This is a genomic window from Elioraea sp., from assembly GCF_051860475.1.
Classification (GTDB): Bacteria; Pseudomonadota; Alphaproteobacteria; order Acetobacterales; family Acetobacteraceae; genus Elioraea.
This window is the reverse complement of record NZ_JBHYDW010000117.1, coordinates 10,108-14,584: the sequence shown is the minus strand read 5'-3', so window position 1 is coordinate 14,584 and position 4,477 is coordinate 10,108. Positions and strand designations below refer to the sequence as shown.

At 73.5% G+C, this 4,477-nt stretch carries 5 protein-coding genes; 2 read left to right on the top strand and 3 right to left on the bottom strand.

Annotation, left to right across the window (positions count from 1 at the left end; all coding sequences use genetic code 11):
* Window positions 1-103 precede the first annotated feature (103 nt).
* Window positions 104-520 carry a hypothetical protein gene (locus ACTIFU_RS17675; protein ID WP_439579637.1) on the top strand — a complete coding sequence of 139 codons (417 nt, stop codon included), beginning with the start codon at window positions 104-106 and terminating at the stop codon, window positions 518-520.
* Window positions 406-2,112, top strand: a complete 1,707-nt coding sequence (mdoH, locus tag ACTIFU_RS17670; RefSeq protein WP_439579636.1) for a glucans biosynthesis glucosyltransferase MdoH — start codon at window positions 406-408, stop codon at window positions 2,110-2,112. Before ACTIFU_RS17675 ends, mdoH begins: the two co-directional genes overlap by 115 nt.
* On the opposite strand, the gene ACTIFU_RS17665 is transcribed toward mdoH, so the two are convergent.
* From ACTIFU_RS17665 to ACTIFU_RS17655, 3 genes are read right to left on the bottom strand one after another with little or no spacing between them, the layout of a single operon-like run.
* Window positions 2,087-2,839 (bottom strand): FkbM family methyltransferase, encoded by a 753-nt coding sequence (locus ACTIFU_RS17665; RefSeq protein WP_439579635.1) that lies wholly within the window; start codon window positions 2,837-2,839, stop codon window positions 2,087-2,089. The two genes, mdoH and ACTIFU_RS17665, sit on opposite strands and share 26 nt — an antisense overlap.
* The gene (locus ACTIFU_RS17660) at window positions 2,836-3,663 is read right to left on the bottom strand and encodes a VOC family protein (RefSeq protein WP_439579634.1); all 828 of its coding nucleotides are present in this window, start codon (window positions 3,661-3,663) and stop codon (window positions 2,836-2,838) included. The genes ACTIFU_RS17665 and ACTIFU_RS17660 overlap by 4 nt, the downstream gene beginning before the upstream one ends.
* Window positions 3,660-4,337 (bottom strand): glutathione S-transferase family protein, encoded by a 678-nt coding sequence (locus ACTIFU_RS17655; protein WP_439579633.1) that lies wholly within the window; start codon window positions 4,335-4,337, stop codon window positions 3,660-3,662. The genes ACTIFU_RS17660 and ACTIFU_RS17655 overlap by 4 nt, the downstream gene beginning before the upstream one ends.
* Between the last annotated feature and the right edge of the window lie 140 nt (window positions 4,338-4,477).

Here is a 4,477-nt window from a genome sequence, read left to right as displayed (position 1 = left end):
CTCGCCCGCTTGAATCAGATCCCGCCCGCGTCGGGGAATCCCCCTTGGGAGTCTCGCTCAGAAGGACTTGGTATCAGTCGGCCCCTGCGGGGTGTCGAGCTCCGTGATCGGCCTGGTCGTGAGGGACGCGGTCGGCGCGGGCATGCTGACGAAGCGCTGCGACTTCCCGGTTGCGCCGGCGAGGATCGCCATGATCCTCGGCTCGCTCGCCGAGCAGGCGTTCCGCCAGGCGCTGACCATCAGCCAGGGCAACTGGACGACCTTCCTGACGCGCCCGGTCTTGGCGAGCTTGCTCGCGATCGCGGTGATGCAGGGGGGTCGGGCCGATGCCGTGGCGGGCGATGCTGATCTCGCGCCGGGCGGCTGCCTGATCCTTGCCATCTTCGCGCGTCAGAGGGTGCGGCGATGCCGGTCCGCCGCCTGCTCTACCTTGCGCTCGTGCTCGCCTGCTGCGCGCTGCCGCTCGCGCTCCTCTGGCGCGCGCTCGGTGCCGGCGGCTGGACCGTCGCCGAGGCGCTGATCTGGCTGCTCGCCGCCGCGGTGAGCCCGTGGCTCGCCACGCTCGGCGCCTCGGCGATGGTCGGGTTCGCGGTGCTGATGGCCGGACGCGATCCGCTGCACGTCGTCTGGCCGGAGGCACGGCTGGATGAGCGTGCCCCGTTCGCGCTGCGCACCGCGATCCTGGTGTGCATCCGCAACGAGGACACCGCTGCCGTGCTCGCGCGCATCCGTCCGCTGCTGGCCGCGCTGGAGGCGCGCGGGCTGGGCGAGCACTTCGCGCTGTTCGTGCTGTCGGACACGCAGGACGAGGCGGCCGCGGCCGAGGAGATCCGTGCCGTCACCGCCTTCCGCGCCACCCTCGCGCATCCCGAGCGCCTCTCCTATCGCCGGCGCGACACCAACGAGGGCTTCAAGGCCGGCAACGTCATGGAGTTCGTGCGCAACCGCAGCGCGGGCTTCGAGGCGATGATCACGCTCGACGCCGACAGCGTGATGACGGCCGAGTGCATGCTGCGGCTCGCGCGGCTGATGGCGCAGAACCCGCGCGCCGCACTCGTGCAGACGCTGATCGTCGCCCGGCCGACGGCAGCGCCGTTCCCGCGTCTGTTCCAGTTCGGCATGCGCCACGGCATGCGCTGCTACGCGGCGGGCATTGCCTGGTGGCAGGGACCGGACGGACCCTACTGGGGCCACAACGCGATCCTGCGCATCGCGCCGTTCCGCGACCATGCTGAACTGCCCACCCTGCCGGACGGCGCGCGCATCCTGAGCCACGACCAGGTCGAGGCCACGCTGCTGCGCGGCGCGGGTTGGGAGGTGCGGCTCGATCCGCTCGAGCAGGGCTCCTACGAGGCGAACCCACCGTCCCTGCTCGAGTTCATGCGCCGCGACGTGCGCTGGATGGCGGGCAATCTGCAGTACCTCGCGCTGCTGCGGATGCCGCTGCTCTCGTGGATGGGCCGCATCCAGCTCATGCTCGCGATCCTGCTGTTCCTGCTGTCGCCGGTGCTGGTCGCGATCACGCTCGCCTCGCTGGTCAACGCGCTCGATCCCGATCCACGCGCGGCCGTCGCCTCGGGCCCCGGGGTCGCCGCGACCCTGCTGTTCGTCGGTCTCTACTGCGCGCCCAAGCTGCTCGGGGCGCTCGAGGTCACGCTGAAGCGCGCCGCTCGGCCGCGCTGGGGCGGCGGGGCGCGCCTCGCCGCCGGCGTCGCGGTCGAGTTCGTGTTCTATCTGCTGCTGTTCCCGATCTCGGCCCTGAACCAGACGGTCGAGATGGCGGCGATGGCCCTCGGTCGCCGCGTCGGCTGGGCACCGCAGGCGCGCGAGGACCGCCGCGTGAGGGTGGCAGACGCCGCGCGCGCGCTCTGGTGGCACACGCTCGCCGGAGCCGGCCTGCTCGCCGGCTTCGCCGCCGCGAGCGGCGCGGCGCTGCTCTGGGCGCTGCCGCTGCTGGCCGGTGCCGTGCTCGCCGTGCCGTTCTGCGTGGTGACCGCCGATCCGGCGGTGGGGCGCCGACTGGTCCGGTCGGGACTCGCCGCGATCCCGGAGGAGCGCGATCCGCACTCGCCCTTCCCGCCGCTGCTCAGCCCGCAAGCGCGCGCGGCGTGAGGCTCGCGTAGATGTCGCCGCTGTTGGCCTCGACCGGCAGCGCATCGAGCCAGCCGGCGATCGTGCGCGCGCTCACGGCACCGGGCAGCGCGAAGCGCAGGCTCTCGCCAAGCGAGGCATTGAACGCCCGGTAGCCCAGCGCGAGGAGTCGCGCGATCGCCGCATGCGCAACGTCGCGCTGGATGGTGGTGAACTCGAAGGAGAGTGCGGCGACCGGCCGGCGCAACCCCGCCAGTACCTCGGCCTCGAATCCCTCGACATCGATCTTGACGAAATCCGGGGCGCCGTGGCGCTCGATCAGCGCGGCGAGCGTCGTTCCTGGCACGGCGAAGCGGCGGGTCCAGCGCTGGCCCTCCCAGCCGGCCGCGCCCGCGGCTGCGTCGAGGAAGGCGGACGAGGCCGTGCTGACGGTCGGGTTCGCCTCGTTCACGTGCAGCACCACGCGGCCCGGCCGCGCGCCGACCGCCTGCGCAGCCAGGGCGACGCGCGGATCGCTGCCGAAGCGGCGGCGCAGGAAGCGTGCGAGCGCCGGTTGCGGCTCGACGGCCACCACCCGCGCACCGAGACGGCGGAAGCAGGCGGTGCGGTCGCCGACATGCGCGCCGACGTCGAAGGCGAGCCGGCCCGGGCGCACGAAGCGGCGATACCACCGGTCGAGCGCGGCGCGGCGGCGGGCATCGCCCCAGTAGATCGCGACCGAGCGCGCGATCGCCGCCTGCGCCGTCACCGGAACAGCAGCGCCGCCCCGCCCGCGCGCTCAGGCGGCACCAGGAACCCGCCGGCGGTCTCGCGCCCGATCGCGCCGGCGATGCGGCGGATCGCCGCGCCGGCATCGTCGGTGCCGAGGGTCACGCCGGCGATGAAGGGCAGGCTCGGCGTGGCCACCCCAGGATAGGCGTCGGCGCTGGTGAAACGCACACGTCCGCGCGGCAGGGTGAGCACCAGCCCCTCCGCCAGCGGCGTCGCCGCCACGCCGACGAGCCGCGCGAACCGTGCCGCCGACTCGGCCGGATCCACCACCACCAGTGCGACCTCCTCCAGCGCGACGGCGTGGTTCGGATGATCCAGCAGGTCCGGCTGCCAGAGCAGTTCGGGCGTGAGGTGGCGGATCAGCTGGATGCGGCCCTCGGGAGCGTCCGGCATCGGCACGCGGGCGAAGCGCGCGGTCGCGGCCCCACCGGGGGCATCGATCGGCCGCTCCAGCCATGCGATGCCGGGAATCGTCAGTCCCGATCCGCGCAGCCGCGCGAGCTCCGCCTCCGGGTCGTCGATCTCGAAGGCGATGATGTGCAGGCCGTGGTAGCGCGCGAGGAAGCGGTCGAGCGTGTTGGACGGGAGCGCGGGATCGATCACCGCGATCAGTTCGAGATAGCCCTGGCGCAGCATCGCGCAGCGGTTGCCGGTGCCGATCGGCCGCACGACCAGGTCGGGGCCCGGGGCGTGGTGCTGCGCGCGCGGGGTCAGCCGGAAGCCGAGCCGTTCGTAGGCGGCGCCGAGCGCGTCGAGATCCGGCCCGGCGATGCCGACATGGTCGAGGCCAGCCGCGCTCATGCCGGCACCATGAAGTACTTGGGGGTCTTCCAGGCGTCAGGCTCGGTTGCGGCCTCGGCGAACCAGCGCCGCATCAGCGGATGCGCCTGCACCGCCTCGACATAGGCCCAGGAGTCGGCGGCGAGGTCCGGCCGCCAGGTGGTGAAGCGCGTCGTCACCGGCGCGTACATCGCATCCGCCAGCGTGAACGCCGCACCGAACAGGTAGGGGCCGCCGTCGCCGAAGCGCGCGCGGGTGTCGCGCCAGAGTGCCTCGATCCGCGCGATGTCGGCGAGCGCCTCCGCCGTGCGCCGGCTGCCGGCGGCCTTGGTGCAGAATGCCGGATCGATGTTCATCCACATCGCGCTCCTGAGCCCGCGGAAGCCGGCATGCATCTCGGCCGCAATCGCGCGCGCGTGCGCCCGCCCGCGCGGCTCGCTCGGCCAGAGCCCCGGCGCCATCTCGGCGCAGTACTCCGCGATCGCGATGCTCTCCCACACCAGCGCGCCCTTGTGGGACAGCACCGGCACGGTGCCGCCCGGCGAGACCGCGCGGATGCGCGCGGCCGTGTCGGGCTGGTCGAGGCCGATCACCACCTCCGCGACATCGAGTCCCGCGAGCCGCACCGCGAGCCAGCCGCGCAGCGACCACGACGACGTCATCCGCGTGCCGATCCAGAGCGTTCCGTCCGCCATCCACCCGTCCCCACGTTGAGCGACGCGGCGGACGGTGCCACGCTCCGCCGATGTCCGCCATCCCGCTGCCCGAGGACTCGCTCGGCGCCTTCGTTCCCGGACTGGATTGCCGCCGCGCGCCGACCGGCGAGGGGCCGCTC